This is a genomic window from Simplicispira psychrophila DSM 11588 (assembly GCF_000688255.1).
Classification (GTDB): domain Bacteria; phylum Pseudomonadota; class Gammaproteobacteria; order Burkholderiales; family Burkholderiaceae_C; genus Simplicispira; species Simplicispira psychrophila.
In genome coordinates, this window is sequence record NZ_JHYS01000003.1 from 111,508 (window position 1) to 136,683 (window position 25,176).

At 60.4% G+C, this 25,176-nt stretch carries 26 protein-coding genes and 2 tRNA genes; 22 read left to right on the forward strand and 6 right to left on the reverse strand.

What is annotated here, in order from left to right; translation table 11 throughout:
* Positions 1-64 precede the first annotated feature (64 nt).
* The 12 genes from uvrB (at position 65) to Q390_RS0104410 (ending at position 9,859) form a co-directional block, all read left to right on the forward strand.
* On the forward strand, positions 65-2,185 hold the full coding sequence (gene uvrB / locus Q390_RS0104355; protein WP_027994972.1) for an excinuclease ABC subunit UvrB: 2,121 nt from the start codon (positions 65-67) through the stop codon (positions 2,183-2,185).
* A 256-nt stretch (positions 2,186-2,441) separates the two neighbouring features.
* The gene (iscR, locus tag Q390_RS0104360) at positions 2,442-2,978 is read left to right on the forward strand and encodes a Fe-S cluster assembly transcriptional regulator IscR (RefSeq protein ID WP_027994973.1); all 537 of its coding nucleotides are present in this window, start codon (positions 2,442-2,444) and stop codon (positions 2,976-2,978) included.
* Between the two features lie 96 nt (positions 2,979-3,074).
* On the forward strand, positions 3,075-4,295 hold the full coding sequence (locus tag Q390_RS0104365) for an IscS subfamily cysteine desulfurase (protein WP_027994974.1): 1,221 nt from the start codon (positions 3,075-3,077) through the stop codon (positions 4,293-4,295).
* 57 nt (positions 4,296-4,352) lie between these two features.
* Positions 4,353-4,757, forward strand: coding sequence for a Fe-S cluster assembly scaffold IscU (gene iscU / locus Q390_RS0104370; RefSeq protein ID WP_027994975.1), 405 nt, complete (start codon positions 4,353-4,355; stop codon positions 4,755-4,757).
* A 9-nt stretch (positions 4,758-4,766) separates the two neighbouring features.
* A complete protein-coding gene (gene iscA, locus Q390_RS0104375; protein ID WP_027994976.1) occupies positions 4,767-5,090 on the forward strand; it encodes an iron-sulfur cluster assembly protein IscA in 324 nt (107 codons plus the stop codon).
* A 101-nt stretch (positions 5,091-5,191) separates the two neighbouring features.
* Positions 5,192-5,710 (forward strand): Fe-S protein assembly co-chaperone HscB, encoded by a 519-nt coding sequence (gene hscB / locus Q390_RS0104380; RefSeq protein WP_027994977.1) that lies wholly within the window; start codon positions 5,192-5,194, stop codon positions 5,708-5,710.
* A 28-nt stretch (positions 5,711-5,738) separates the two neighbouring features.
* A complete protein-coding gene (hscA, locus tag Q390_RS0104385) occupies positions 5,739-7,637 on the forward strand; it encodes a Fe-S protein assembly chaperone HscA (protein WP_027994978.1) in 1,899 nt (632 codons plus the stop codon).
* 29 nt (positions 7,638-7,666) lie between these two features.
* Positions 7,667-8,005, forward strand: a complete 339-nt coding sequence (gene fdx, locus Q390_RS0104390; protein ID WP_027994979.1) for an ISC system 2Fe-2S type ferredoxin — start codon at positions 7,667-7,669, stop codon at positions 8,003-8,005.
* Position 8,006: 1 nt separating this feature from the next.
* Positions 8,007-8,735, forward strand: a complete 729-nt coding sequence (dnaQ, locus tag Q390_RS0104395) for a DNA polymerase III subunit epsilon (protein WP_027994980.1) — start codon at positions 8,007-8,009, stop codon at positions 8,733-8,735.
* Positions 8,736-8,760: 25 nt separating this feature from the next.
* Positions 8,761-8,835: transfer RNA gene (locus Q390_RS0104400), tRNA-Val, on the forward strand.
* A 43-nt stretch (positions 8,836-8,878) separates the two neighbouring features.
* Positions 8,879-8,953 (forward strand) — tRNA-Val (locus Q390_RS0104405).
* Positions 8,954-9,073: 120 nt separating this feature from the next.
* Entirely contained in the window at positions 9,074-9,859 is a 786-nt protein-coding gene (locus tag Q390_RS0104410; RefSeq protein ID WP_027994981.1) for a heparan-alpha-glucosaminide N-acetyltransferase, read from the forward strand.
* A 78-nt stretch (positions 9,860-9,937) separates the two neighbouring features.
* On the opposite strand, the gene Q390_RS0104415 is transcribed toward Q390_RS0104410, so the two are convergent.
* From Q390_RS0104415 to Q390_RS0104435, 5 genes are all read right to left on the reverse strand, one after another.
* A complete protein-coding gene (locus Q390_RS0104415) occupies positions 9,938-10,723 on the reverse strand; it encodes a peptidylprolyl isomerase (protein WP_027994982.1) in 786 nt (261 codons plus the stop codon).
* Between the two features lie 74 nt (positions 10,724-10,797).
* The gene (locus tag Q390_RS0104420) at positions 10,798-11,037 is read right to left on the reverse strand and encodes a BolA family protein (RefSeq protein WP_425423932.1); all 240 of its coding nucleotides are present in this window, start codon (positions 11,035-11,037) and stop codon (positions 10,798-10,800) included.
* A gap of 59 nt (positions 11,038-11,096) precedes the next feature.
* Positions 11,097-11,750 (reverse strand): septation protein A, encoded by a 654-nt coding sequence (locus Q390_RS0104425; protein WP_027994984.1) that lies wholly within the window; start codon positions 11,748-11,750, stop codon positions 11,097-11,099.
* Positions 11,751-11,814: 64 nt separating this feature from the next.
* Positions 11,815-12,225, reverse strand: coding sequence for a peptide-methionine (R)-S-oxide reductase MsrB (gene msrB, locus Q390_RS0104430; RefSeq protein ID WP_027994985.1), 411 nt, complete (start codon positions 12,223-12,225; stop codon positions 11,815-11,817).
* Positions 12,222-13,703, reverse strand: a complete 1,482-nt coding sequence (locus tag Q390_RS0104435) for a protein adenylyltransferase SelO (protein ID WP_027994986.1) — start codon at positions 13,701-13,703, stop codon at positions 12,222-12,224. The genes msrB and Q390_RS0104435 overlap by 4 nt, the downstream gene beginning before the upstream one ends.
* 116 nt (positions 13,704-13,819) lie before the next feature.
* On the opposite strand from Q390_RS0104435, the gene Q390_RS0104440 reads away from it, so the two are divergent.
* From Q390_RS0104440 to Q390_RS0104485, 10 genes are all read left to right on the forward strand, one after another.
* Positions 13,820-15,457, forward strand: coding sequence for a 3-(methylthio)propionyl-CoA ligase (locus Q390_RS0104440; RefSeq protein ID WP_027994987.1), 1,638 nt, complete (start codon positions 13,820-13,822; stop codon positions 15,455-15,457).
* 82 nt (positions 15,458-15,539) lie between these two features.
* Entirely contained in the window at positions 15,540-16,418 is an 879-nt protein-coding gene (locus Q390_RS0104445; RefSeq protein WP_027994988.1) for a branched-chain amino acid ABC transporter permease, read from the forward strand.
* Entirely contained in the window at positions 16,411-17,643 is a 1,233-nt protein-coding gene (locus tag Q390_RS17490) for a branched-chain amino acid ABC transporter permease (RefSeq protein ID WP_084153766.1), read from the forward strand. Before Q390_RS0104445 ends, Q390_RS17490 begins: the two co-directional genes overlap by 8 nt.
* Entirely contained in the window at positions 17,640-18,437 is a 798-nt protein-coding gene (locus Q390_RS0104455; protein ID WP_027994989.1) for an ABC transporter ATP-binding protein, read from the forward strand. The genes Q390_RS17490 and Q390_RS0104455 overlap by 4 nt, the downstream gene beginning before the upstream one ends.
* On the forward strand, positions 18,424-19,119 hold the full coding sequence (locus Q390_RS0104460) for an ABC transporter ATP-binding protein (protein WP_027994990.1): 696 nt from the start codon (positions 18,424-18,426) through the stop codon (positions 19,117-19,119). The genes Q390_RS0104455 and Q390_RS0104460 overlap by 14 nt, the downstream gene beginning before the upstream one ends.
* Positions 19,104-20,693: a 3-hydroxyacyl-CoA dehydrogenase gene (locus Q390_RS17495; protein WP_084153767.1), complete on the forward strand. Its 1,590-nt coding sequence runs from the start codon at positions 19,104-19,106 to the stop codon at positions 20,691-20,693. The genes Q390_RS0104460 and Q390_RS17495 overlap by 16 nt, the downstream gene beginning before the upstream one ends.
* 71 nt (positions 20,694-20,764) lie before the next feature.
* Entirely contained in the window at positions 20,765-21,949 is a 1,185-nt protein-coding gene (locus Q390_RS17500; RefSeq protein WP_084153768.1) for an acyltransferase family protein, read from the forward strand.
* Positions 21,950-22,046: 97 nt separating this feature from the next.
* Complete coding sequence (locus tag Q390_RS0104475; RefSeq protein WP_027994991.1) at positions 22,047-22,838, forward strand: SDR family oxidoreductase; 792 nt, start codon at positions 22,047-22,049, stop codon at positions 22,836-22,838.
* Positions 22,839-22,955: 117 nt separating this feature from the next.
* Positions 22,956-23,453: a GNAT family N-acetyltransferase gene (locus tag Q390_RS17505; protein ID WP_425423929.1), complete on the forward strand. Its 498-nt coding sequence runs from the start codon at positions 22,956-22,958 to the stop codon at positions 23,451-23,453.
* Positions 23,450-24,382 (forward strand): glutathione S-transferase family protein, encoded by a 933-nt coding sequence (locus tag Q390_RS0104485; RefSeq protein WP_027994992.1) that lies wholly within the window; start codon positions 23,450-23,452, stop codon positions 24,380-24,382. The genes Q390_RS17505 and Q390_RS0104485 overlap by 4 nt, the downstream gene beginning before the upstream one ends.
* A 175-nt stretch (positions 24,383-24,557) precedes the next feature.
* On the opposite strand, the gene Q390_RS17510 is transcribed toward Q390_RS0104485, so the two are convergent.
* A complete protein-coding gene (locus Q390_RS17510) occupies positions 24,558-25,130 on the reverse strand; it encodes a DUF3047 domain-containing protein (protein WP_211250412.1) in 573 nt (190 codons plus the stop codon).
* Between the last annotated feature and the right edge of the window lie 46 nt (positions 25,131-25,176).

The following is a 25,176-nucleotide window of genomic DNA, read 5'->3' on the forward strand; positions in this document are numbered from 1 at the left end:
GCCTTTGGGGTTAACCCCTGCAGATTTTAGCGGCGCCGCGCAAGCTGCGTTGCCTCACCACGCCATGCACGAAGTTTCTGCCACCGCCGCGCCCGCGCCCACGCCTGCTATTGCCGCTACCGGACAGTGGCTGCGCTTTCCCGATTCGCCGTTCGAGCTGTACCAGCCCTATCCGCCGGCGGGTGACCAGCCGCAGGCCATTGATCAGTTGGTCCAAGGGCTGCGTGATGGCGAGGTCTACCAGACGCTGCTGGGTGTGACCGGCTCGGGCAAGACTTTCACCATGGCCAATGTGATTGCGCGCATGGGACGGCCAGCGATGGTGTTTGCACCGAACAAGACGCTGGCGGCGCAGTTGTATTCGGAATTTAGGGAGTTTTTTCCGAAAAACGCCGTCGAGTATTTTGTCAGCTATTACGACTACTACCAGCCCGAAGCCTATGTGCCGCAGCGCGATTTGTTCATTGAAAAAGACAGCGCCATCAACGAGCACATCGAGCAGATGCGCCTGTCGTGTACCAAAAGCATTCTGGAGCGGCGCGATGTGATCATCGTCGCCACGGTGTCGGCCATCTACGGCATTGGCAACCCTGAGAGCTACCACCGCATGGTGATGCTGCTGCGCGTCGGCGACAAAATCGGCCAGCGCGACACCATTGCGCAGCTGGTACGGATGCAGTACCAGCGCAACGACGCGGATTTTTCGCGCGGCACTTTTCGCGTGCGCGGCGACACCATCGACGTGTTTCCAGCGGAACATTCGGAGCTAGCAGTGCGGATTGAGTTGTTTGACGATGAAGTCGAAAGCCTGCAGCTGTTTGATCCGCTCACTGGCCGGGTGCGCCAGAGCCTGGCGCGCTTTACTGTCTACCCGAGCAGCCACTACGTCACACCACGCGACCAGGTACTGGTGGCAGTCGAGGCTATCAAAACCGAGCTGGCCGAGCGGCTCAAGCAACTGGTGGGCGATGGCAAGCTGGTCGAAGCGCAGCGGCTGGAGCAGCGCACGCGCTTTGATCTGGAGATGCTCACCGAAGTCGGCCACTGCAAGGGCATCGAGAACTACTCGCGCCACCTGTCGGGCAGCGCACCCGGCGATCCGCCCAGCACCCTGACCGATTACATGCCCAAAGACGCGCTGATGTTTTTGGACGAAAGCCACCAGATGATTGGCCAGCTCAGCGCCATGTACAACGGCGACCGTTCGCGCAAGACCACGCTGGTCGAATATGGTTTTCGCCTGCCCAGCGCGCTGGACAATCGGCCGCTCAAATTTGAAGAATTTGAGCAGCGTATGCGCCAGGTGGTGTTTGTCTCGGCCACGCCCGCCGACTATGAAAAGACCCACGCCGGGCAGGTGGTGGAGCAATTGGTGCGGCCCACCGGGCTGGTCGATCCGCTGATCGAGGTGCGCCCAGCTACCCACCAGGTTGATGATGTGTTGCAGGAAATTCGCCTGCGTGCCGCTCTGGGTGAGCGCGTACTCATTACTACGCTAACCAAGCGCATGGCCGAGCAATTGACGGAATATCTGAGTGAGAACGGTGTCAAGGTGCGCTATCTGCACAGCGACATCGACACCGTCGAGCGGGTGGAAATCATCCGCGACCTGCGCCTGGGGGCGTTTGATGTGCTGGTCGGTATCAACCTGTTGCGGGAGGGTCTGGATATTCCAGAGGTGTCTTTGGTCGCCATTCTGGATGCCGATAAGGAAGGATTTTTGCGCTCGGAGCGCAGCCTGATCCAGACTATTGGCCGAGCGGCACGCAACCTCTCGGGCAAGGCCATCCTGTATGCCGACCGGGTGACCGATTCCATGCGCCGAGCCATTGGCGAGACCGAGCGCCGCCGCGCACGCCAGATAGAACACAACCTTGTCCAAGGCATCACGCCACGCAGCATTGTCAAGCAGGTGCGCGACCTGATCGATGGCGTCTATAGCGAAAAAGCCGGTAAAGACGCCGAGCGTCTGGAGTACGCCGCTTTGCAGCGCGCCAAGATCGAAGACATGTCAGAAAAAGACATCGCGCGCGAGATCAAGCGGCTGGAAAAACAAATGATGGAGCACGCGCGCAATCTGGAGTTTGAACAGGCCGCACAGGTGCGCGATCAATTGGGTCGGCTCAAAGACCAGGCCTTTGGCGCCCACGGCAGCGACAACGTGCTGCCGTTACCCGCAGGCTGAAGGGTTTTTGCATCTCGCTTCGAAGGGGCTTTGTGACCAATCTGACAGTAATGTGACTGGTGAGTTTTTTTATCCGACAAATTTAATAGGATTAGTGCTATACTCCTGTTAAATACTCAACAAATACCCCCGCGATGAACGGCTTTGCTTTGGGATAAACCAAGGCGAGGTAGAGGGTAGAGACAGGTTCCCTGTGCTGGCCATCAGCTTGCAACAGGGGCTTTTTGAACCAACAAGCCTAAAAAAGGAGCTTGCGATGCGTCTCACTACCAAAGGCCGGTTTGCGGTCACTGCCATGATTGATCTGGCCTTGCGCCAAAACAATGGCCCCGTCACTTTGGCTGCCATTAGCCAGCGTCAGCGTATTTCGCTGTCGTACTTGGAGCAGCTGTTTGGCAAGCTACGCCGCCACGAACTGGTCGAATCGACCCGGGGACCGGGGGGCGGCTATACCCTGGCGCGCAAGGCGGCCGATATCACAGTGGCCGACATCATTGTTTCGGTGGACGAGCCGATTGACTCCACCCAATGTGGCGGTAAAGAAAACTGCCTGGGCGACGCCGGTCGTTGCATGACACACGACCTGTGGGCGGCGCTGAACACGCGCATGGTCGAATTTTTGGACTCTGTCACGCTGCAAAAGCTGGTGGACGAGCAATTGGCCAAGGGGGTGCAGATCGAAGACCGTCCGGCCGTGCGCCGCGCCATCTCGACCACTCCGGTAATCAAGCCGATCCGCGTCAACGCGCCCAATTCGGTGTTTGCCTTGGGCAACGTTTTCGCCAAATCTTGAGTGGTGCCAGCGCCTGCCTCGGCATCGGTGGCCGGGCGGGTGCCTGAGTTTTCACCTATTTTTGTTTTGCCAGCCAAAACCCTTTACTGAGCAGCCATGGATATGACTCCACATTTCCCTATCTACCTTGATTACGGCGCCACGACGCCGGTTGATCAGCGCGTGGTAGACGCCATGATTCCCTGGTTGCGCGAGCATTTCGGTAATGCCGCTTCGCGCAGCCATGCCTGGGGCTGGGAAGCTGAAGAAGCCATTGAAAAAGCCCGCACCCAGGTGGCAGATTTGATCCATGCCGACCCGCGCGAAATTGTCTGGACCAGTGGCGCCACCGAGTCGATCAACTTGGCCTTGAAGGGCGCTGCCCAGTTCTACAAAGGCAAGGGCAAGCACCTGATTACGCTGAAAACCGAGCACAAAGCCGTGCTTGACACGATGCGCGAACTGGAGCGGCAAGGCTTTGAGGTGACGTATCTAGACGTCCAAGCCGACGGCCTGGTGAATATGGATGCGCTCAAGGCCGCTATTCGCCCCGACACCATTTTGATCAGCGTGCTGTTCGTTAACAACGAAATTGGCGTGATCCAAGACGTGGTTGCCATTGGTGCGCTGTGCCGTGAAAAAGCCATTTTGTTCCACGTTGATGCCGCCCAAGCCACCGGCCGGGTCGAGATCGACATGGCTACTTTGCCGATCGACTTGATGAGCATGACAGCGCATAAAACCTACGGTCCCAAGGGCGTGGGTGCGTTGTATGTGCGGCGCAAACCGCGCGTCCGCCTGGAGGCGCAAATCCACGGCGGTGGCCACGAGCGCGGTATGCGTTCGGGCACACTGCCGACGCACCAGATCGTCGGTATGGGCGAGGCCTTCCGCTTGGCTCAATTGGAAATGGTTGAGAGCAACGCCAAGGCGCGTGCCTTGCAGCAGCGCCTGTTAGACGGTTTGAAGGATATCGAACAGGTGTTCATCAACGGCAGCCTAGAGCACCGTGTGCCGCAAAACTTGAACATCAGCTTTAACTATGTCGAGGGCGAGTCGCTGATCATGGGCATCAAAGGCTTGGCGGTATCGTCCGGCTCGGCCTGCACCTCGGCCAGTCTGGAGCCCAGCTATGTGCTGCGCGCCTTGGGCCGCAGCGACGAGTTGGCGCACAGCAGCCTGCGCATGACTATCGGCCGTTTCACGACCGAAGAAGAAATCGACTACGCCATTGCCACCATCCGCGAAAACGTCGCCCGGCTGCGCGAACTCAGTCCGCTGTGGGAAATGTACCAAGATGGCGTGGACATCAGCAGCATCCAGTGGGCAGCGCACTGACTGCGGTTGGATAGCTGCCTGCATTGAACGCATTGACGTATTGAAGAGGAGAACTCCATGGCTTACTCAGAAAAAGTGATCGACCACTACGAAAACCCGCGCAACGTCGGCTCGTTCGACAAGGGCGATGAATCGGTGGGCACCGGCATGGTCGGCGCGCCCGCCTGTGGCGACGTCATGAAACTGCAAATCAAGGTCAACCCGGACACCGGTGTGATCGAAGATGCGCGCTTCAAGACCTATGGCTGTGGCTCGGCCATTGCCTCGTCTTCGCTGGTCACAGAATGGGTCAAGGGCAAGACGCTGGACGAGGCGGCTGCACTGAAAAACAGCACCATTGCTGAAGAATTGGCGCTGCCGCCGGTCAAGATCCACTGCTCCATCCTGGCCGAAGATGCCATCAAGGCCGCAGTGAATGATTACAAGGTGAAGCATGGCGCAGCGGCTGCCACTACTGCCTGAGGACACGCCATGGCTATTACGCTGACTGAAGCAGCGGCGCGGCACGTCAGCCGCTATCTGGCCCGGCGTGGCCAGGGGCTGGGAGTGCGTTTGGGTGTCAAAACCAGTGGTTGCTCCGGTCTGGCTTACAAGCTGGAATACGTGGACCAAGCCGAACCCGAAGACGTGGTGTTTGAAAACCACGGCGTCAAAGTGCTGATCGACCCTAAAAGCCTGGCTTACATTGACGGCACCGAACTCGATTTTGTGCGCGAAGGTCTGAACGAGGGCTTTCGCTTCAGCAACCCCAATGAGCGCGACCGCTGCGGTTGTGGAGAAAGCTTCCGGGTGTGAGTTTGCTGTGCAAGAGCGTGATAACGCTTTTTTGTTCAACCGCCACCGTGCACTGCGCTGGCGGTTTTTTTATGGATCATCCTGGACCCCCTTAGATCACCATGAATCTGCAATCTGACGATTTTGAATTGTTTGGCGTGCCCCGGCACTTTGCCCAGGAGCGCAGCGCACTCGACGCGCGTTGGAAAGAGTTGCAGCGCGAGGTGCATCCCGATCGCTTTGCCGCCCAAGGCGCCGCTGCGCAGCGCGTGGCCATGCAATGGTCGGTGCGCATCAATGAGGCTTATCAGCGCCTGAAAGATCCGCAGCGCCGCGCCGCCTATTTGTGTGAACTGCACGGTGCGCCCATCCGCGCCGAAGACAACACCGCCATGCCGGCAGAATTTTTGATGCAGCAAATGGAGTGGCGGGAAGCCCTGGAAGATGCCGACAGCGTCTCTGCCGTGGACGCGCTGGCGGCCCAGGTGCAGCAGGCGCGCAGTGCGGCGCTGGAGCGTTGCGCCGCCTTGATCGATACGCACGGCGATTTTGCGGGTGCTGCCCAGCAGGTCAGAGCCCTCATGTTCATTGCGCGTTTTGCCCAGGACATCGGGCAGCGTCAGGATCAACTGGGACAATAGGCCTCTTTGCCTCTCACTTATAAAATCCATGGCGCTGTTGCAGATCTCCGAACCCGGCCAGTCTCCCGACCCGCACCAACGGCGCATTGCCGTGGGCATTGACCTTGGCACCACGCATTCTCTGGTCGCCGCTGTACGCAACGGGGTGGCCGAATGCCTGGCCGATGACCAGGGCCGTGTGCTTCTTCCTTCCATCGTGCGCTACCTGGCCGATGGCAAACGCCAGATCGGCCATGAAGCGGCCGCGCAGCAGCAGCACGATGCACACAACACCATCGCCTCGGTCAAACGCCTGATGGGCCGCGGTCTGGGTGATATTGCCGATCGGAAAAAGCTGCCCTACGATTTGGTCGGAGCCGACACCGCGGGCGCACCCGCCAGCGGCATGGTCAGCGTCGTGACGGCGGGCGGCACCAAGTCGCCGGTGGAGGTCAGCGCCGACATTCTGGCCACGCTGCGCTACCGTGCGGAAGATACCTTCAACGATGACCTGTACGGTGCTGTCATCACCGTTCCGGCCTACTTTGACGATGCCCAACGCCAAGCTACCAAAGATGCGGCACAACTGGCCGGCATTCATCTGCTGCGCCTGATCAACGAACCCACGGCGGCGGCGATTGCTTATGGCCTGGACAACGCCAGCGAAGGCGTTTACGCCGTGTACGACTTGGGCGGCGGCACTTTTGATATTTCGATCCTGCGCCTGACGCAGGGCGTGTTTGAAGTGATTGCTACCGGCGGCGACTCGGCCCTGGGCGGCGACGACTACGACAGTGCGCTGGCCGATTGGGTGTTACAGCAACTGGGTCTGAGCGCCCAGACTGCGGCCGACAAAGCCGCCGTGCGCCTAGCCGCACGGGCCTGTAAAGAAGCCTTGACTACTACTGAAACAGTAGCTTATAGCGCTTGTCTGGCGGGCGTTACAGCCCGTTTTGATGTAAAAAAAGACGATTTTGATGCTGCCACTGCGCACCTGACGGCGCGTTCACTGGCCGCCGTGCGGCGTGCACTGCGCGATGCTGAACTCACGCCGGGCGAAGTGCAGGGCGTGGTGATGGTGGGCGGCTCCACCCGGATGCCGCAGGTGCTGCAGGCCGTGGGCGCATTTTTTGACCGGGCGCCGCTGACCAATCTGAATCCCGATGAAGTGGTGGCTTTGGGCGCCGCGCTGCAAGCCAATCAGCTGGCCGGCAACAATACCGCCGGCGATCTGCTGTTGCTGGACGTGATTCCGCTGTCGCTGGGCGTGGAAACCATGGGTGGCCTGGTCGAGCGCATCGTGGCACGCAACGAAACCATTCCGACTGCCAAGGCGCAAGACTTCACCACCTACCAGGATGGCCAGACCGCGCTGGCCATCCATGTGTTGCAAGGCGAGCGCGATTTGGTGCAAGACTGCCGTAGCTTGGCGCGCTTTGAGTTGCGCGGCATTCCACCGATGGCCGCCGGGGCTGCACGCATCCGCGTCACTTTTACCGTCGATGCCGATGGCCTGCTGAGCGTCAATGCCAAAGAGTTGGTCAGCGGTGTCGAAGCCCGCATTGACGTCAAGCCTTCGTATGGCCTGAGCGATGCGCAAATTGCCCAAATGTTGCAAGACGGTTTTGCCACGGCGACCCAAGACATCCAGGCGCGCGCCCTGGCCGAAGCGGGCGTCGATGCGGATCGCCTGCTGATTGCTACGCAAAGTGCGCTCAATGCAGATGGCGATTTGCTCGACAGCGCCGAGCGCACCGCCGTGGACGCACTGATGGCCGAGTTGCGTAGCCTGCGCAGCAAGGGCAGCACTAGCGAAAGTGGTATTGATGCCGCTACGCTGGAAGCCGCGACGCAAGCCCTGGCCAAAGGCACGGAACTCTTTGCCGCAGAGCGCATGAACCGTGGCATTCGCCAGGCGCTGGCCGGTAAAAACGTGCAATCCCTCTAAACCACTTCACCTATAACAAGAACGACGCCATGCCCGTCATCAAAATCCTGCCCCACCCTGAATACTGTCCCGACGGCGCTGAAATTACCGCCCCGGCGGGTACGTCGATTTGCGAAGCGCTGCTAGAAAACAAAATCAATATCGAGCACGCTTGCGATATGAGTTGTGCTTGCACCACTTGTCACGTCATCGTGCGCGAGGGTTTGAATTCGCTCAATGACGCCGAGGAAGAAGAAGAAGACCTGCTCGACCGCGCTTGGGGATTGGAGCCCCAGTCGCGCCTGTCGTGCCAAGCGATCTTGGCGGCGAAAGATGTGGTGATTGAAATTCCCAAATACACCATCAACCACGCCAAAGAAAACCACTGACATGAGCCGGCAGATTTTTCTCGATACCGAAACCACTGGCCTGTCGGCGGAAGGGGGTGATCGCATCATTGAAATTGGCTGCGTGGAGATGGTGGCGCGCAAACCCACCGGCAACAACCGGCACTTCTATCTCAACCCAGGACGCGACAGTCACCCCGATGCGCTGCGCGTCCACGGCATCACCAGCGAATTTTTGCAAGACAAGCCCCAATTTGCGGTGGTGGCGGAGGATCTACTGGAGTACCTGCAAGGGGCCGAGGTGATCATCCACAACGCGGCTTTTGACCTGGGATTTTTGAACAAAGAGCTGGAGCTGATCGCCCGCCCGCCCTTAAAAACCTTTATCGGCAACGTCATCGATACCTTGGTCATGGCCAAGGAGATGTACCCCGGCAAGCGCAATTCCCTCGATTCGCTGTGTGACCGGCTGGGAGTCGATAACTCGGGCCGCACGCTGCATGGTGCGCTGCTCGATGCCGAATTGCTGGCCGAGGTGTATATCTGCCTGACGCGTGGCCAAGAAGCCTTGCTGATCGCCGATGACGAGGGTGAAGACGCCAACGGTGTGAGCGTGCCGCGCATGGACTTGCGCGGTATCGCCTTGCAAGTACTGCAGGCCAATGCAGCCGAATGCGCCGCCCACGCGCAGATGCTGGAGCAACTGGACAAGGCCAGCGGCGGTAAAACAATTTGGCGCAGCGCGCAAAGCGGCGAGAAAGCTGTGCCATAATTTGAGGCTTGCGAAAAATGCAGACGGGTGATTAGCTCAGCGGTAGAGCACTGCCTTCACACGGCAGGGGTCACATGTTCGATCCATGTATCACCCACCAATTTTGCGTCGCAACTCCTGTATTCGGGCTCTTCCCGTTTATCGGGTCGTTAACTCAGCGGTAGAGTGCCACCTTCACACGGTGGAAGCCAGTGGTTCGATCCCACTACGACCCACCAAATCCAAAACAGATTTTTCGCGCCACGCCCGCCAGTGACTACTTGACGGGCTTTTTTCGTGCACGATGCGTTGGCGCCAGCACCCTCGACAAGCCCCAGCCTCTTCAATGCATCCCTTTCATGGCACACCGCGCTCTTTCGACACCGCCACGCCTTCGTTTTGATCGACTCGATGCCCTGCGCGGCTTGGCCATGGTGTGGATGACCCTGTTTCATTTTTGTTTTGACCTGAGCTATCTAGGTTACTGGTCGCAAGACTTTCTTGCTGATCCAGTCTGGACGCTGCAGCGCACGGCCATCGTCAGCCTGTTTTTGTTCTGCGCCGGCTTGGGGCAGGCGGTGACCTTGCAGCAAGTCCAAGGATGGGCGCGTTTTGCCCGGCGCTGGGTGCAGATTGCCGGCTGTGCGCTGCTGGTCAGCGTAGGCTCGTGGTGGATGTTTCCGCACAGTTTCATTTATTTTGGTGTGTTGCATGGCATGGTGGTGATGCTGCTGCTGGCACGCGCTACGGCCGGTTGGGGCCGCTGGCTGTGGCTGGCGGGTGGCGTGGCGCTTTTGCTGCCTTGGGCTGCACACTGGGCGTTGTCCGGGCCTTGGGTGCAATGGGCCATTGACTTCAATGCCAACTCTCTGAACTGGCTGGGGCTGGTGTCGCGCAAGCCCTTTACCGAAGACTATGTGCCGGTGTTGCCGTGGCTGGGCGTGATGTGGTGGGGGCTGGCAGCCGGTCAATGGCTGCTGCTCCACAGGCCGTGCTGGCTACAAGGTGCGCTGCCGCCAGCGTTACAACCACTGCAGCCGCTGGCGACGTTAGGCCGCTGGAGTCTGAGCTACTACCTACTGCACCAGCCCGTGCTGCTGGGCGTGTTGTTCGCTGGGGGCTGGGCTCTTGGGCGCGCACCATGAAAAAACGCGGCCGAAGCCGCGTTGTGGTGGTGCTGCGGTGAGTGCTAGGCGCTGTCCCACCGGCAAGGTTGACTCGATTTAATCGACCTTGGCCTTGCTGCGCAGGTCTTCTTGGAATTTTGACAATTTTTGTTGTTGCAGTTGCTGAGCAATCTGGGGCTTGACTTCGTCGAGCTTAGGCAATTGTGCTTCGCGCACGTCGTCCAAGCGAATGATGTGCCAGCCAAACTGGGTCTTGATCGGCGTTTGCGTCATTTGGCCTTTGCCCAGTTTGACCAGGGCTTCGGTGAATTCTGAGACGTAGCTGCTGGGGTTGGCCCAATCGAGGTTGCCACCATTGGCACCAGAGGCTGGATCTTTCGATTGTTTTTTGGCAATGTCAGCGAACTTTGCGCCCTTTTTGATGGAGGCAATGATCGCCTTGGCCTGGTCTTCTTTTTCTACCAGGATGTGGCTGGCTTTGTATTCTTTGCCGCTGCTGGCGGCGGCAAATTTGTCGTATTCGGCCTTGATTTCGGCGTCGGTGACGAGATTTTTTGTCTGGTAATCGTTAAACAGTTCGCGGATCAGGATGGTCTGGCGGGCCAGTTCCATTTGTGCTTTGTAATCGCTCGAAGTTTCGAGGCCGCGCTTTTGCGCTTCCTGCATGAAAATTTCACGGGCGATGATTTCTTCCTTGATCTGGCCTTCGATTTCTGGGGTAATTTTGCGGCCTGAACGCTCTACCTGTTGCTTAAGCACTTCAATGCGCTCTTTGGGAATGGGTTTGCCGTTGACGATGGCCACATTCTGGGCCAGAACCGGCAGGGCCACAGAGCCCAATAAAGCGGCGGCGACAAGGCCGGACAGAAGCTGTTTCTTCATTCGAAATCCAAAATAAGAGAGATGAGAGTGCAGGTTAATTGCCGGTAAGCAAGAGTGCTTTCAAGGGGGCCTGATCAGAGAATTTCTATCGCAATGGCATGGGCGCCGCGGTCAATAAATTCTTGCAGCGCATCATACACAAGGCGGTGCTGGCGCACGCGTGCCAAACCGGTAAAGGAAGGTGACGCGATACGTACTCGAAAGTGGGTGCCAAAACCGGTGCCGTTGGCACCAGGGTGTCCAGCGTGGAGATGGCTTTCGTCCAGCACTTGCAGCGTGGTCGGGGTCAGCGTCGTGCGCAGGCTGCGCTCCATGGCCGGAGCGATGAGGGCGTTGCTGTGGGCGTCGGTGGCAGGGTCGAGGTCGGGGTAGCTCATGCTTGGGGGTCCTTGGCGTTGGCGGTAGTGTTGTCGGTGTCCTTGACATAGCGGCCCAGGAACAAAGCCTGTGCAATGACAAAGGCAAACATCAGCCCCATGCCGCCAAACAGTTTGAAGTTGACCCAGGTGTTGGTGTCAAAGTTGTAGGCCACCCACAGGTTGAGTACGCCCATGACAGCAAAAAAGCCTGTCCAGCCCCAGTTCATGGCGCGCCAGGCGGATTCGGGCAGTTCCATTTGCGCACCCATCAGGCGCTTAATCAGGTTAACGCGGAAAAACACTTGGCCGATCAGCAAGGCACCACCCATCACCCAGTACAGCACCGTGGGCTTCCATTTGATGAAGTTCTCGCTGTGAAAGTAGATGGTGGCACTGCCCAGCACCGTCACCAACGCCAAGCTGACCCACAGCATGGTGTCCACCTTGCGGCCCTTCGCCTTGATCCAGAGGATTTGTGCCAGCGTGGCTACGATGACCACCACGGTGGCTAGCAGTACCGGTGCTTCGGCCATGCCGACCACGCCGCCGGCGACCATAAAGCCCAGCCATTCAGTGGCGGTGCTGGCGGCCCATTCCTTGTGGCCGTCGGCGTACTTGAACATGCCGAAGAAAAGGGCAATCGGCAAAAAGTCAAACAATATTTTCATCGAGCGATTATCACCAAGAGCCAGGCCGGCAAGTACGGTCGGCGTAATCCGGTTGGTAACGGTTTCACCGGGGGGTGAAATCCAGCGCGGCGGAATTCATGCAGTAGCGCAGGCCGGTGGGCGTGGGGCCGTCGGGGAAGACGTGGCCCAGATGGGCACCGCACTGGGTGCAGACGGTTTCGGTGCGCACCATGCCGTGCGCGCGATCGACGTTTTCAGTGATGGCATCGCCATTTGCTGTTTCTGAGAAGCTCGGCCAGCCGCAGCCGGCATCGAATTTGGTTGCCGATTCGAACAATTTGGCGCCGCAGCAGACGCAGTGGTAGCTGCCGTCCGCCCATTGACTGTTGTATTTGCCGGTGAACGGGCGCTCGGTGGCCGCATGGCGCGTCACTTGCAGAGCGCCCGGTTCGGCGCCTTTGTCCTGCAGTACGGTCTGCCATTGGGCCTCGGTTTTTTGAATGGGAAAGGTCATGATGAGCAGCTGATGGAAATGGTGGACGCCCAATCGGGCGGAAAGTCGGCATAGGCTTCAAAGCCCGGATGCTCGTCAAATGGGCGTGCCAACAGGGTTTGCAAGGTCTGCAGTTCCGACAGGTCGCCTTGCTGCGCGGCGCGAATGGCTTGTTCCCCCAAATGGTTGCGCAAAATGAAGCGGGGATTGGTTTTTAGCATCAAATCGGCCGCTAGCCCTTTATCAGTAAGCGCTAGCAGCTCTTGATACGATAGCAGCCAAACATCCAGTGCAGCGCGGTCAGCAAACAGGTCACGCACCGGTTCAAAGTTGTGCTGTGCCACGGCGTGCGACAGACGGCGCCAGAAGATGGTGTAGTCCACGCCGTTCTCGACCAGCAGGCGCAGCCCGTTGTCCATCACATCGGCCTCGCCCGTCTGGGCGCTGGACAGACCCAGCTTGGCGCGCATCAGCGCCATGAACTCCGCCGGAAAGCGGGTGCGATAAGAATCCAGCGCTGCCATGACCACGGCTGGCGCACCGATCAGCGGTTGCAGTGCCTGACCCAGGCGCAGCAGATTCCAGTAAACGACGTTGGGTTGGCGATCAAAGGCGTAGCGCCCCTGCGTGTCGCTGTGGTTGCAGATGTGGTTGGGCACAAAGGCATCCAAAAACTGGAAAGGCCCGTAATCGATGGTCAGACCCAGAATGCTCATGTTGTCGGTGTTGAGCACGCCGTGGCAAAAGCCCACCGCCTGCCACTGCGCGGCCAGCGTGGCAGTGCGCTCGCTGACGGCCTGCAGCAGGGTGGCGTAGGCGTTTCCCTGGAATTCGCTGCTCTTGCGGCACGCTGGGTAGTGCCGGTCGATGACATAGTCGGCCAGTTGGCGCAGCTCAAGCAATTGGTTGCGCGAGGCAAAATGCTCGAAATGGCCAAAGCGGATGAAGCTGGGTGCGGTGCGGGTGACGACGGCGGAGGTCTCGATAGTTTCGCGCCGCACCGGGTTGGGCGAGCCAGTGACGCACAGCGCACGCGTCGTGGCAATGCCCAGCGCGTGCATGGCTTCGCTGCATAAAAATTCGCGGATGCTGGAGCGCAGCACCGCCCGACCATCGCCCATGCGCGAGTACGGTGTCAGGCCACTGCCTTTGAGCTGTACCTCGGTGCCGGCAGCGGTTTCGCCTAGCAATATCGCGCGGCCGTCGCCCAGCTGGCCGGCCCAGACACCAAATTGGTGGCCGCTATAGACACTGGCCAGCGGATCGGTGCCGGCCAAGCGCTGGTTGCCCGAGAACACTTGCAACGCTGCGTCGGAATGGAACCAGTCCAGATCCAGCCCCAACTCCTGCGCCAGCCCGTCATTGCGCCCGACCCAGTGCGGTGCGGGCAGCGGCGTCGGGGCCAGACGGGTAAAAAACGCCGGGCTAAGCGCCGAAAAAGTGTTGTTCCAAGCCAGACCGCAGTCGGCGGCTACAGCATCGTGGACGTGTAAATTCATTTTTTCATTGTCCCGCAGACGACATGGCCCAGTGCGGGCAGGGCCATGCGGGTGCGCGGCGCTGTCGATCCGGCGACACAATGCGGTGGATTGGTAAAGCAACTAAAGGAGCACCTATGCTGGGTTTGATGCAGAGTCAGCCATTGCTGATTTCGTCGTTGATGGAGTTTGCTGCGCGCCACCATGGTGATGGCGAGATCGTCTCGCGCCGGGTCGAAGGCGATATCCACCGCTACACCTACCGCGACTTGGCCGCACGCGCCAAGCGCTTGGCCCATGCGCTGGACGCCCTGCCACTGGCATTTGGCGACCGTGTCGGCTCGCTGGCCTGGAACGGCTACCGCCACATGGAGATGTACTTTGGCGTCAGCGGCTCGGGACGGGTGCTGCACACCATCAATCCGCGCTTGCACCCCGACCAAATTGCCTGGGTCATGAACCACGCCGAAGACCAAGTGCTGTGTTTTGAACTCAGCTTTTTGCCGCTGGTGCAGGCGGTGCACAAAAAGTGCCCGATGGTCAAAAAGTGGGTGATGCTGTGCGACGCCGACAAGCTACCCGCCGACAGCGGCATTCCGGGGCTGGTCAGCTACGAAGACTGGATTGGCGCTTACCCGGACACTTATGTGTGGCCGCAGTTTGATGAAAATACCGCCTCCAGCATGTGCTACACCAGCGGCACTACCGGCGACCCCAAGGCGGCGCTCTACAGCCACCGCTCGACCACGCTGCACGCGTATGCCGCTGCGCTGCCGGATGTCATGTGCATCTCGGCACGCGACGCGGTGCTGCCGGTGGTGCCGATGTTCCACGTCAACGCTTGGGGCATTCCGTACTCGGCGGCACTGACCGGTTGCAAACTGGTGTTGCCCGGCCCGGCCATGGATGGCCAATCGATCTATGAGCTGATGGAAGCCGAACAGGTGACCTATGCCGCCGGCGTACCGACGGTGTGGCAGATGCTGCTGAGCTACATCGGGCCCAAGGGCTTGAAATTCTCCAGTCTCAAGCGCACCGTGATTGGCGGCTCGGCCTGTCCGCCGGCGATGATTACGGCTTTTCAGGAAGGCTACGGCGTCGAAGTGCTGCACGCCTGGGGCATGACCGAAATCAGCCCGCTGGGCACCCTGTGTACGCTGAAGAACAAGCAACTCAAGCTGCCCAAAGACGAGCAGATGAAAATCCTGCAAAAGCAGGGCCGGGCCATTTATGGCGTGGACATGAAAATCGTCAATGGCGAGGGCCAAGAGTTGCCGTGGGATGGAAAAACCTATGGCGACCTGATGGTCAAGGGGCCGTGGATTTTGGACACTTATTACAAAGGCAGCAGCCCGCTGGTGGCCGACGAGTACGGCCAGCGCTGGTTCCCTACGGGCGATGTGGCGACCATCGACCCCGACGGCTTCATGCAGATCACCGACCGCACCAAGGACGTGATCAAGTCCGGCGGTGAGTGGATCAGCTCCATCGACATTGAAAACATTGCCATGGGTCACCCGTCGGTGGCCATGGCTGCCTGCATTGGGATGCCGCACCCCAAGTGGGACGAGCGCCCGATTGTGGCGGTGGCGTTGAAAGCCGGTGCGCAGGTGACGCGTGAGGAGCTGCTGCAGTTCTACGAAGGCAAAATCGCCAAGTGGCAAATCCCCGATGACGTGGTGTTTGTCGATGCCATCCCCATCGGCGCCACCGGCAAAATGCTCAAGGTCAGACTGCGTCAGGAGCTTAAAGATTACGTCCTGCCGACGCTGTAAATGCTGGCTACGCTAAAGCGTTGACTCCTCTTAGGCCCGATACTCCATCGGGCCTTTTTAATTTTGTCGTGACTATTGTTTGATGAACGCTGAGTTTTTTGTGATCGCCCTGCTCAATGGCGTTAGCTATGGACTGCTGCTGTTCATGCTCAGTTCGGGGCTGACGTTGATTTTCAGCATGATGGGCGTGCTCAATTTTGCGCACACCAGCTTCTACATGTTGGGCGCGTACTTGGCTTACAGCCTGTCGGGCGTGGTTGGTTTTTGGCCGGCACTGGTGCTGGCGCCTTTGATGGTGGGCGTGCTGGGTGCGCTGTTTGAGCGCTACAGCCTGCGCCGCGTCCATAAATTTGGCCATGTGGCCGAGCTGCTGGTGACGTTTGGCCTGTCTTACCTGATTTTGGAAGTGGTGCAGCTGATCTGGGGGCGCGGCACGGTGCCCTATAGCCTACCGACGCAACTGCAAGGGCCGCTGTTTACGTTGTATGGCACGCAGTTTCCCAAGTCACGCGCCTTCATCATGCTGGTGGCGCTGGCGATGCTGGCGGCCGTGTGGTGGTTGCTGACACGCACTCGCATTGGCCTGGTCATACAAGCCGCCCTGCAACACCCCGACATGCTGCAAGCGCTGGGCCACAACGTGCCGCGCGTGTTTATGAGCGTGTTTGGCGGCGGCTGCGCGCTGGCGGCGCTGGCGGGCGTGATTGGCGGCAATACCTACCTTACCGAGCCAGCGATGGCCGGCTCGGTCGGCTCCATCATCTTTGTGGTGGTGGTGGTCGGCGGCATCGGCTCGCTGGCCGGGGCGTTTCTGGCTTCGCTGTTGATTGGCTTGGTGCAAACCTTTGCGGTGGCGATGGACGGCATTGCTGCACAAATGGCGCCGATCCTGCCGTACCTGCTATTGGTTTTGATGTTGATTTTTCGCCCCCAAGGCTTGCTGGGCGCGCGGGATGACTGAGGTCGTCGCTGCACCGGCGTCCTTGAATGGGCGTCGCTGGCTGGTCTGGAGCTTGTTCGTGCTGTGGCTAGTGGTGGCGCCGCTGCTGTTCCCCAGCAGCTTGGCGCGCAGCATCTTGGCACAAATCGGCTACCTCGGCATCATTTGCCTGAGCTACAACCTCTTGCTCGGCCAAGGCGGCATGCTCAGCTTTGGCCATGCGGTGTATACCGGGCTCGGCTCTTTCATAGCCATTCACGCGATGAACTGGGCGGGCCAAGGCACGCTGATGATTCCGTTGGTCTGGGTGCCGCTGGTTGGCGGGCTGGCCGGCTTGCTGTGTGCGGCGCTGCTGGGCTTTGTCAGTACGCGCAAGTCAGGGACCACCTTTGCCATGATTACTTTGGGCATGGGCGAACTGGTGGCAGCGATGGCGCTGATGTTTCCGCAGGTGTTTGGCGGCGAGGGCGGCATTACCGCCAACCGCGTGTACGGCGCGGGGTTCTTTGGCTTTCGCTTTGGACCAGGGCTGCAGGTGTATTACCTGATTTCCGTCTATACCTTCGTCTGCACCGCCGCCATGTTTGCCTTTACCGGCACGCCGCTGGGGCGTTTGTTGAACGCCGTGCGCGACAACCCTGAGCGCGTGGCCTTTATTGGCTACAACCCGCAGCACGTGCGTTATGCCGCATTCATCATCGCAGGCTTCTTTGCCGGCGTGGGTGGTGCGTTAGCAGCTATCCATTTTGAAATAGTCACTGGCGCCGACAGCTTCAGCATGGCACGCTCGGGCAGTTTTTTGCTGTTCACCTTTTTGGGTGGTTCCACCTTCTTTTTTGGCCCGTTGATCGGTGCGGCGCTGTTGGTGCTGGGTTCAGTGCTGCTGTCTGAGTGGACGCAGGCCTGGCTGCTGTACCTGGGGTTGGTGTTTTTGTGCATGGTGATGTACGCACCCGGTGGTATGGCCAGTTTGATCGTGTTGCAGTGGCGCGCGCTCCAGCGTGGTGAGCTGCGCGGCAGGATGCCGGCTTACTTTGCGCTGGGCGCCGCCTTGCTGCTGGCGCTGCTGGGCGCGGCGTGCTTGGTGGAGATGACCTACCACCTGCAACGCAACGCCATCGAGGGACCGGAGCTGCCATTTTTCGGCATCACGCTGGACGCCAGCGCGCCGCTCAGTTGGTGGGGTGCGGCTGGACTGATGTTGACCGGCTTGGGCCTGTTTGCGCTAGGGCGGCGTAAATCATGACGAACACTCCCCCGCTAGCGCTGGAACTGCGCAACGTCCACAAGCGCTTTGGCCAAACCGACATCATCCGTGGCACCGACTTGGCGATCGCGCCCGGTGAGCGCGTGGCGCTGATTGGCCCGAATGGCGCCGGCAAATCGACGCTGTTCAACCTGATCAGCGGCCGCTTTGCTCCCAGCAGCGGACAAATTTTTCTCAACGGCCAGCGCATCGACGGCAAGCAACCGTTTGAAATCAACCGCCTCGGCCTGTCGCGCAGTTTCCAAATCACGCACTTGTTTGCTGGCCTGAGCGTGTTTGACAACCTGCGCTGCGCCATCCTGTGGAGCTTGGGTTACCGCTACAGCTTCTTGCGCTTTCTGGCCCATTTACACGACGTCAATGCCCGCGCCCGCCAACTGATGGCGCAAATTCGCCTCGACACCCGGCGCAACGTGTTGGCCGCCAATCTGACCTACGCCGAGCAGCGTGCGCTAGAAATTGGCGTCACCATCGCCGGCAACGCCCCGGTCATCCTGCTGGACGAGCCGACGGCCGGCATGTCGCGCAGCGAAACCACGCGTTTTATCCAGCTGATCAAAGAAGTCACCGAAGGGCGCACCCTGCTGACGGTGGAGCACGACATGGGCGTGGTGTTTGGGCTGGCCGACAAGATTGCGGTGCTGGTCTACGGTCAAATTATTGCCTTTGACACCCCCGACAAAGTGCGCGCCAACTCGCGCGTGCAAGAGGCTTATCTGGGTTCGGTGGTCGCCGACGCACCAGCCGAAGGTTACTTACATGTTAGAAATTAAAAATTTCTATGCCGGTTACGGCCAAAGCCAAGTGCTGCACGGCGTAACGGGTGTGGTGCAACCGGGTGAAATCGTCGCCCTGTTGGGACGTAACGGCTCAGGCCGCTCCACACTGGCCAAGGCCATCATGGGCTTGGTCGATTGGCAGGGCACGCTGCGCTGGCAGGGCCAGAGTCTGCAAGGCAAACAGACCTGCGACATCGCCTACCTCGGCATCGGTTACGTGCCCGAAAGCCGTGATGTTTTCCCCACACTCACCGTCGAACAAAACCTGTTGCTCGGACAAAAGAGCCACCACAAAAACAGCCGCTGGACGCTGCAGGACATGTACCAAATGTTCCCGCGCCTGCACGAGCGCCAGCACACCGCCGCTGGCGTGCTCTCGGGCGGCGAGCAGCAAATGCTGACGCTGTGCCGCACGCTGATGGGCGACCCTGAGCTGATGCTGATTGATGAGCCGACCGAAGGGCTGGCGCCGAAGCTGGTCGAGTTGGTCGGCGGCTATTTACAAGCGTTGAAAGCACGCGGCATTGCAGTGTTGTTGATTGAGCAAAAACTCACCATTGCCCTGACCGTCTCCGACCGCGTGCTGGTAATGGGGCGCGGCAGCATCGTCTTTGACGGCACGCCGGCCCAGTTGCGCGCCAACCCGTCGGTGCGGCAAGAGTGGCTCGAAGTCTGACCAGCACGCCCGAGACACTGGACGCTGACGCGCTGGCCTTGGCCGAGCGGGTGGCCGATGTGCGTCCGCTGCCGTCGGTGCGCCATCTGACCGCCGCGCCCCCAGCTGGCGGCGCTGCCTACTTTGTCCAAGCGCGCAGCCGCGCCCAAGCACAGGCGCCGCACTTGCCAGCGCCGCTGCGCTGCATCGATGCTGTCGAAGCTGCCACCCAGCGCTCCCTGGCCGACGGCTTGCTGTTCGAGCGTGAACTGTTCTTGCAATTGCTCGCGTCCAGCGAATCGCGTGCGCTGCGCCACCTGTTCCTAGCTGAGCGCGCTGCCGCCAAAATTCCCGATGTACCGGCCAATACGCCCCAGCGCAACATCCAGTCGGTGGCGGTGATTGGCGCCGGCACCATGGGCAGCGGCATTGCCATGTGCTTCCTCAACGCCGGCCTCCCCGTCGTGCTGCTGGAGACGCAGCAGTCCGCGCTGGATCGGGGCCGTGCGCTCATCGACAAAAATTACGCCACCCAAGTCAGCAAAGGCAAGCTGACCCAGGCACGCTACGAGCAGCGCATGGCCTTACTGTCAGGCACGCTGGACTACGGTGATCTGCGCCATGCCGACTTGGTGATCGAAGCAGTGTTTGAGGACATCGGCGCCAAAGAAGCGGTGTTTCGCCAACTGGATGCGGTCTGCAAGCCCGGTGCCATCTTGGCCAGCAATACCTCGACACTGAATATCGACCAAATAGCGGCCTTCACCCAGCGTCCGCAAGATGTACTCGGCCTGCATTTTTTCAGCCCGGCACAGGTGATGAAGCTGCTGGAAGTGGTGCGCGGCGCGCGCACTGCGCCCGAGGTGCTGGCCACCGTGATGGCGCTGGCTAAAACTATTCGTAAAACTGCCGTGGTGTCGGGTGTGTGCGATGGCTTTATCGGCAACCGCATGATTGAGCAATACCTGCGCCAAGCAGGCTTTTTGCTCGATGAGGGCTGCACGCCAGCCCAGGTCGATCAGGCGATGGAAGCGTTTGGCATGGCGATGGGGCCGTTTCGCATGAGCGACCTGAGCGGCAATGACATCGGCTGGGCCATCCGCCAGCGTCGCTACCAAGAGCAACCGGACAAAAAATACAGCCGCACCGCCGATTTGCTGTGCGAGCAAGGACGCTTCGGGCAAAAAACCGGCGCTGGCTGGTACGACTACGTAGCCGGCCAGCGCGAGGCCTTGCCCAGCGCCGCCGTGCTGCAGCTGATTGAGCAACACCGCAGGGCCTTGGGCATCACACCGCGCACCATTACCGATGAAGAAATCGTCCAGCGCCTGGTGTTCAGCCTGGTCAACGAGGCCGCGCGCATCCTGGAGGAAGGCATTGCCAACAAGGCCAGCGACATCGACGTGGTGTATATCTTTGGCTACGGTTTCCCGGTTCACCGCGGTGGACCGCTGCACTATGCCCATGAAGTGGGTTTGCACACGGTGCTGCAGACCATGCAGCACTTTGCCCTCAATCCGCTGGACGACGCTGCGTTCTGGCAGCCTGCCGCCTTGCTGGCTCGTTTGGCTGCGCAGGACCAAACCTTTGCCTGAGTTGGGTAAACCACCCCTGCAACCCCCGGCCCTGTCATTCACTGGCATGATTCGGGAAAACCCTTGGTGGCATGTGGCGCACTGGGGATGGCGCCTCTGCAAGGGGTAAAGAAAGGTTTCTGGTTTTGGCTTTGCCGCATTTCAAACTTGATTACAACCCGGCCCTGGATGGGCTGCGCGGCGTGGCCATCGTACTGGTGCTGCTGTCGCACGCCCATGTGCCGCTGTTTAACGGGGCATTTTTTGGCGTGGACCTGTTTTTCGTCCTCAGCGGGTTTCTGATCACCTCGCTGCTGCTGATCGAGCACCAAGCCCACGGACGCCTGCAGTACTGGCGCTTTTACCGGCGCCGCTTTTTTCGCCTGATGCCAGCGCTGGCGCTGTTTTTGCTTGCCTACTGTTTGTTGGCGCCGCTGCTGTGGCCGGGGCTGGACGACGTCTATCAGGACGCTTTGGTATCCATCCTGTACTTGGCCGATTACGGTATCGCCTTTTTTGACAGTCCGGAAACCTTGCTGCATATGTGGTCGCTGTCGGTGGAAGAGCACTTCTATCTGATCTGGCCGCCGCTGCTGGTGCTGCTGCGCCGCTCCCGTGGTGCGGTGTGGCGCCCGATTGCCTTGCTGTATCTGCTCAGCTGGTTGTGGCGCATTTTGTGGGTGGCGCAAGACCAGCAGTTTTACGAAATCTTTTTTCGCTTCGACACCCGCGCTTCGGGTTTGCTGGCGGGAGCCTTGCTGGCGGCGCTGATGGTGGAAAAGCCGCACTGGATCAAGTGGTTGCGCGCCCGCATGTCCTACGCCATGTGGTTGCCGCTGTCCATTCCGCTGCTGATGGAGTTAGGCTGGGATAACCAGAGCGCCATGGTGTGGGGCCTCACAGTGGTCGAATTGGCAGCGGTGGTGCTGCTGGTGGCCGTACAGCAGCGCTCGGGGCTGGTGTACGACATGCTCAATGCCCCCGTGCTGGTGCGGCTGGGCACGCTGTCCTATGGCATCTATCTGTGGCATTACCCGGTGGTGCGTTACCTGCGCGCTGACTACGCCTGGCCGGTGGTGGTAGTGCTGGGCTTGCTGATCTCGACCGCGCTGTCGGCCTTGTCGTTCTACACCCTGGAGCGCTGGGCCATGCGCTATCGCGATGGCGGCGATCGCCCCGAGGTGGGCAAGAATTTGACGCCTGCGGGCACGCGGGAGCCGGCAGGGGCCAGCAACAGGATGCCTGCACCCTCGGCGCTGGTGGGCGTGCTGCGTTAATCGCTGTCCGCCGTCCGCCATCTCCCAAGTGACAGGCTCGGTGCACGCTCCAGCACACAATGAGCGCAGCCACACCACCACCCCAGGAGACACGCCCATGACCCGTACCATCCAGCAATTGTTTGATCTGTCCGGCAAGACCGCCCTGGTGACCGGCGGTTCGCGTGGCCTGGGACTGCAGCTGGCGCAGGCGCTGGGCGAAGCCGGCGCGCGCATCATGCTCAGTGCGCGCAAGGCGTCTGAACTGGAAGAGGCTACGGCCACGTTGCAGGCAGCGGGCATCGATGCCCGCTGGGTGGTGGCCGACTGCGCCAGCCAGGAAGACATAGGCCACTTGGTGGACGAAACCTTGCAGCGCATGGGTGACATCGACATTCTGGTCAACAACGCCGGTGCCGCTTGGGGCGCGCCGGCCGAAGACCATCCGATCGAAGCCTGGGACAAGGTCATGAACCTCAATGTGCGCGGCTATTTTCTGCTCAGCCAGCAGGTGGCTCGGCGCAGCATGATCGCCCGGCGCAGTGGCAGCATCATCAATTTGGCCTCGATTGCCGGCCTGGGTGGCAACCCCGCCGGCATGAACACCATCGCTTACAACACCTCCAAGGGCGCTGTGCTCAACTTCACGCGCGCGCTGGCGGCTGAATGGGGCAAGTACAACATCCGCGTGAATGCGATCTGTCCGGGCTTCTTTCCCAGCCGCATGACGCTGGGCACGCTCAAGGCCCTGGGCGAAGAAACCCTGGCCGCCCATGCCCCGCTAGGCCGATTGGGTGATGACGAGGATTTGAAAGGCCTGTGCGTGCTGTATGCATCCGACGCCGGCAAGCACATCACCGGCCAATGGCTGGCAGTGGACGGCGGCGTGAGTGTGGTGACCGGCGGCTGAAGCGCAACGCAAAGGCACGCTGTGGATTCTCCATCGCGGTTAATATATGAGTAAAAATGCCCTCTAGCGCTTTACCAGTAAGCGCTTATAGCTATCTTATTTGAAGTAAAGAAAACCATGCCACGCAACCCGCAAATGTCTATTGAACACTGGCAGTGGGCGCGTTTTGATGACCTGGGCGTGCACGCGCTGCACGATGCGCTCGCGCTGCGTTGCCGGGTTTTTATTCTGGAGCAGGGCCCGTACCAAGACCCGGACGGTGCCGACAAGCAGGCCTGGCACTTGCTCGGGCGCGACGCTGCGGGTGCCTTGCAGGCCTGTTTGCGTGTGGTCGATCCGGGCGTCAAGTATGCCGAGCCGGCCATAGGCCGCGTCGTCACGGCCCCCGAAGTACGCGGCGCCGGCGTCGGCCAAGCGCTGATGCGCGCTGGGCTGGCGCATTGCCAGGCGGTCTGGCCGGGCAGGGCGGTGCGCATCAGCGCACAGGCGCATCTGCAAAGGTTTTATGGTGCGCTGGGCTTTGTGACAGTCTCGCCTGAGTACTTGGAGGACGATATTGCCCACGTCGAAATGCTTTTGGTGCCCGATCTGAATCTTGCCTTGGAGGAACCATGACCACCACACTCATCCTGCACCACTACCCGGCCTCGCCATTTTCTGAAAAAATCCGCCTGATGCTGGGCTTCAAGGGGCTGGCCTGGAAGTCCGTCATCGTGCCCAGTTTGATGCCCAAGCCCGAGGTGCAGTCCCTGACCGGCGGCTATCGCAAGACGCCTTTCTTGCAGATCGGTGCCGATATCTACTGCGATACCGCCTTGATCTCCACGTTGCTGGAGCACGCGCAGGACGAGCCCCCGCTGTACCCGCCGCCGCTCAAAGGGTTGGCGCGCATTTTTGCGCAGTGGGCGGACACCACGTTGTTCTGGACCGCCATGGCCTACAACCTGCAGCCACGCGGTGCAGCGGTGCTGTTTGCCAATGCGCCCCCAGGTGCGGCACAGGCGTTTGCCCATGACCGTGGTGCCATGTCGGCAGGCATGGCGCGCCTGCGCCCGCAAGACGCCACGGTGGCGTACCGCTCGTATCTGCGCCGCTTGGGGCACATGGTGCGGGAGCACGACTTTCTGTTTGGCGCCGAACCCTGCGTGGCCGATTTTGCGGCCTACCACCCGCTGTGGTTTACGCGTGCCTGCGTACCTGCCATGGCTGGTATTTTTGACGCCACTCCCGCCATCACCGAGTGGATGGACCGCATCGCCGCCATCGGCCACGGTTACCCGGAAAAGCTCAGCGGCGAGGATGCTATCACTGTCGCTGCCGCTGCGGAGCCTTTACCGCTGCTGGGCGAGGCGTTTCAGGATGAGCACGGCATTGCGCTGGGCACGCAGGTGAAGGTGGCTGCTGAAAGCTTTGGCACCGAGCCAACCCAAGGCGAACTGATCGCCGCCACCCGCACCCGCTACACCCTGCGCCGCCAAGATGAGCGTGTCGGCACCGTGCATGTGCATTTTCCGCGGGTCGGCTATGTGCTGAAGGGGTGCTGAGGGTTGATGGCTGGCCGGGGCTGGGTGCTTACACCAGTGGCGCCACTGCTTATGGCACCGATGCGGCCGCAAACTGGCAGGGCTCGTCCACACCCACAAAATGCAGCTCCGCAAAACCGGCTCGCGCCTGCTCCCCGGTGTTGTCGGTATCAGACGCCACGGCCAGCAGGCTGGCCTAGAAGGGAAGTGGGCCAAACGCGCGCGTGGCATCGGCCAGCACGTTGACGCGCTCGCTCACCCAGCGGCCCACCTGTGCCTGGCCAGAGCGCTGCACGATCATGGCAGCGCGGTCGGTGTAGGCGTTAAAGGCGCGGGTGCCGACGGGGTGCCGGTTGTCCCAAACATAGTTGACCGCAGCATCCGGCACCAACGCGCCATACAGGCTGCGCCCCAGGGCCAGCTTCATGCGCAAACCCAGGCTCAGGGACTCTGCGGGCAAAGCGAACGTGACGTAGACCCGGGCCGCGTAGTCATCCCCCGACTTGTGGCGCAGGTCAGCCTTCTGCAGCACGCCATCCACACGCCACAGCCAGCACAAGACCGGAGTCGCCTGCAGATCAATGGCCAGTGGCCGCGCCAGCAGCGCCATGCTGGCATCTGCGCGGGCCTCCACGGCGGCGCGTCCATCCCAGGGAAGGGCGCGGTACTGGGTGGCCGGCACACGCTGGTCGAGTTGCACCACCTGCCAGGGCGTGGGCGGCGCATCGCCATCGCTTGCAAAACTGCCGACATGCACAGGTGCTGCCATGGCGCTGGTCGCCAGCGTGAGCAGTAGGGCCCACCTGCAGGGGCCG